The 3,519-nt window shown below is 70.9% G+C and carries 3 protein-coding genes; all 3 read left to right on the forward strand.

The genetic code is table 11. The annotated features are described in order from the left end of the window. A partial coding sequence (locus VIR15_RS06595) for a MinD/ParA family ATP-binding protein (RefSeq protein WP_331926677.1) occupies positions 1-1,047 on the forward strand: 1,047 nt, incomplete at its 5' end. Further along, a complete protein-coding gene (locus tag VIR15_RS06600; protein ID WP_331926678.1) occupies positions 1,044-1,733 on the forward strand; it encodes a hypothetical protein in 690 nt (229 codons plus the stop codon). The genes VIR15_RS06595 and VIR15_RS06600, both read left to right, overlap by 4 nt. Before the next feature lie 106 nt (positions 1,734-1,839). Continuing rightward, a partial coding sequence (locus VIR15_RS06605) for an amylo-alpha-1,6-glucosidase (RefSeq protein ID WP_331926679.1) occupies positions 1,840-3,519 on the forward strand: 1,680 nt, incomplete at its 3' end.

The following is a 3,519-nucleotide window of genomic DNA, read 5'->3' on the forward strand; positions in this document are numbered from 1 at the left end:
GCCGTGCCAGCCCCGGCCGAGCCGGCCCCGGCCGAGCCGGCCCCGGCCGAGCCACCGACCAGCACCGACCTCCCCGACGCAGCCGACGAAGAGGACCTCGACGAGGTATTCGAGCTCACCGCGGACGCCTTCCGCGACGACCTCATCCTGCCGCCCCAGGCCCCGGTGCCGACGAGGGGCTGGCGGGAGCGCATCTACCGGTTCTCCGGTGGCGCCGTGAACCCCGGTCCCGGCGCCCAGGAGCGTCGCCGCATGGCGCTCGAGGAGCGGCTCCGCGCCCCGATCACCGGCTCGCACCGCATCGTCGTCATGAGCCGCAAGGGCGGCGTCGGCAAGACGACGATCAGCTTCGCCCTCGGGAGCACCTTCGCCTCCCTGCGTGGCGACCGGGTCATCGCCGTCGACGCCAACCCCGATGCGGGCAACCTGGCCCACCGGGTCGCGCCGCCGCACGACCGCGCCGTCACCGACGTGCTCGCCAACCTTGACCGGATCACGACGTACTCGCTGCTGCGCGAATACACCTCGCAGGGCGACGAGTCGCGGTTGGAGGTGCTCGCCTCGGACGATGACCCCCGCATCGGGATGGCCCTGGGCCGCGACGACTACCACCAGCTCATCGACCTGCTCGACCGCTTCTACAACCTCATCGTGCTGGACACCGGCACGGGCATCCTCGACAGCGCCAACCAGGGCCTGCTCGAGGAGGCGGACCAGCTCGTCCTCGTCCTGCGGCCGGGCGTGGACGGGGGCCGTGCCGCGGCCCTCACCCTCGACTGGCTGACGAAGCACGACTACCACGAGCTCGTCAGGCAGGCCGTGGTCGTCATCAACGGAGTGCGCGAAGGGGTCGGCGCCCCAATCGAACCGATGGTGGAGCACTTCGAGCAGCGGTGTCGCCGCGTGGTCCGCGTCCCCTGGGATCCGGCCCTCGAGCTCGGTGCCCAGACGCGCTTGTCGGCCCTGCGCCACGAGACGCGGGACAGCCTCGTGGAGATGACGGCCGCTGTCGCTGACGGCTTCGCCCTGACGGGAGTCGACGAGTGATCGCCGCGCGGCGCGTCGCGGCCATCCTGTCTGCCGTGGCCGTGTTGGGGGGCACCGGCTGGTCGGCGTGGAGCGGTAGTTCCCACGATGCCAAGAGTGCGGACCTGAACGCTGTGGCCATCGCCTCGTCCGCCGACCCCACGGCGACCGACGAGGCCTTCGCGGTCACCCAGCTCGGCAGCGGCCACAACGTCTCCGGCGACGCCAACGCGGGAGCCGACACCAACTGCGACGGCTGCACATCGACCGCCACGACCGTCAGCGTCATCTACGCCAACCGGACGAAGGACGCGAGGGTGGACAACCTCGCCACGTCCACGACGTCGCAGTGCACCGACTGCGCGTCGGCCGCGGTATCGGTCCAGGTCGTCATCCTGCGCCACTCGGAGAACCTGGTCGCCAACAACCGCTCGTTCGCCGCCAACGTCGCGTGCGAGGGCTGCACCAGCAACGCGGCGGCCTACCAGATCGTCGTCGTCGCTCCGCGGGGTGATCGGCTCGACTCCGGCGAGCTGGCCGAGCTGCGGGCGTGGGCGCGCGCCCAAGCGAGTGGCCCGGCGCAGACCACGATGGGGCTGCGCTCGACGGGCAAGTCCTCGACGCAGCGCGAGCTGGAGGACCAGCTCCGCGGCGCGCTCGGACCGATCACGACCGTCACGTACGACGCCGACGTCAAGGCCGGCTGACCCCGGTTTCAAAGGTGGTATGCCCCTGAGCTCGCTTTCGCACGAAAGCGAGCTCAGCGGCATACACCCTTCCATTCAACGGGGGTCCTCCCCGTAGAGTCGAATGATGACTTCGAGCGGTGTCACCTTCACTGGAGAGTCCGCCCCCGTCGCGCGCGAGACGGTCACCGTCCTTTCGGGAGCCAGTTTCGTCCTCTCGCGGTCCAACGGCGACATCGACACCGAGGCGCCGCTGGGCTTCTTCGGGCACGACACTCGCCTGCTGTCTGGCTGGGTGCTCGAGATCGACGGCGTGCGGCCCGAGCCGCTGACCCACTACCTGCCATCTCCGTGGTGCTGCCGGTTCATCAGTCGCGTCTTCAGCGACAGCCGCCGGCTCCTGGTGGAACGCGCCCGCTACGTCGACGAGGCGATCCGCGAGGACCTCATCATCCGCAACCTGCACGCGGATCCGGTCACGCTCTCCGTGCAGATCAGGTTCCAGGCGGACTTCGCCAGCCTCTTCGAGGTCAAGGAGTCGCGGGCACCCAAGGAGACGGAGACGCGGGTGCAGCTGATGGACACGGGGGTGTGTCTGCTTCGCCGGGTCGGCGACAGCGGCCTCGGGGTGGACGTCCACGCCGCCGGAGCGGAGCTCCGCCCGGACGCAGTGGACTTCGTGGCCGAGATCCCGGGACGGGGGGAGTGGAAAGCGACCGTGCACGTCCAGCCCGTCATCGGCGGTGAGCCGATCCCCGCGCGGTTCCCCGACGGACACCCCCTGACCGAAACCACGGCCGCGGTGCGACAACGGCAGTGGGAGCACGGCACGGCGGAGATCCGGTCGAGCAACCCTGACTTCGACGAGGCGCTCCGCCAGGCGCGGCACGACCTGGGCAGCCTGCGCGTCTTCGACGAGAGTTCGGACCTGCCCGTCCTCGCGGCGGGGTCGCCGTGGTTCATGACCCTCTTCGGGCGCGACTCGCTGCTGACCTCCTACATGACCCTGGCCCTCGACCCGACGCTGGCTCAAGGTGTCCTCGACGCCCTGGCCCGCCGCCAGGGCGAGCGGGTCGTCGACAGGACGGAGGAGCAGCCCGGCCGGATCCTGCACGAGCTGCGGTTCGACGAGGCCGATGAGGCGACTGATGCTGCCCTCCCCTTCGGGAGCGGCCCGGGGACCGCGGCCGGCCAGACCGGGCGGCACGCCTACTACGGCACCGTGGACGCGACCCCGCTCTTCGTCGCCCTCGTCGGGGAGTACGCCCGCTGGCACGGGCAGTGCAGCACGGTCATGCGCACGCTCCCCGCCGTCGACCGGGCGCTCGAGTGGATCGACCGGTACGGCGACCGGGACGGCGACGGCTTCGTCGAGTACGAGCGGGCGACGCCAAGCGGCCTGGTCAACCAGGGCTGGAAGGACTCGTGGGACGGGATCAACTTCGCCGACGGGACGATTGCCGAGGCCCCCGTCGCGCTGTGCGAGGTGCAGGGCTATGTCTATGCGGCCTTCAGTGCCCGGGCCGCGCTCGCGGAGCTCTGCGGGGAGCCGGAGCTGGCCGAGCACTGGCAGGATCGGGCGCGCCGGCTCAAGACCGCGTTCAACGAGCGCTTCTGGCTGCCCGAGCGCGGCTGGTTCGCCGTCGGTCTCGACAAGGACAAGCGCCCGATCGACGCGCTGGCGTCCAACATGGGCCACGCTCTCTGGACCGGGATCGTGGACGACGAGCATGCGCCGGCGGTGGCCCGGCACCTGGTCTCTGACGAGCTGTTCTCCGGCTGGGGCGTGCGCACCCTGGCCACGTCG

Source organism: Intrasporangium sp. (assembly GCF_036566125.1).
Taxonomy (GTDB): Bacteria; Actinomycetota; Actinomycetes; order Actinomycetales; family Dermatophilaceae; genus Intrasporangium.